The organism is Tamlana crocina (assembly GCF_012037625.1).
The window spans coordinates 1-278 of the sequence record NZ_JAAVJS010000908.1; the positions used below are offsets into that span (position 1 = coordinate 1).

The 278-nt window shown below is 38.1% G+C and carries 1 protein-coding gene; it reads right to left on the reverse strand.

All coding sequences use genetic code 11. From position 1 onward, the window contains the following. Positions 1-45: 45 nt before the first annotated feature. Positions 46-278, reverse strand: a 233-nt coding sequence (locus tag HC176_RS19915; RefSeq protein ID WP_209309851.1) for a hypothetical protein, incomplete at its 5' end; no start/stop codon positions are given.

Genomic DNA, 278 nt, shown 5'->3' on the forward strand with positions numbered 1-278 from the left:
GCTTTTTTTGTTTCATACTACTTCTACAATATACATTATACATATTCATTTTTTTAAATCCAGCCCTGTTTCTACGGAAGTCTCTTTTGTCAAAACATACCTGATCCGGAAATCCTTATGTCGAATTTCGCCGGACTGCTCCAGAGGCTGTGGCAATTGAAGGCTAAGGTGTTTCTGAAAATCTTTTAAAATGACAGGCATGTTATTGGTTGCTGCGCTATTTGTGGAAGTCATTGTATTTCTGAATGATGTACAGGATGTTTGCATGGCTTCCCTTC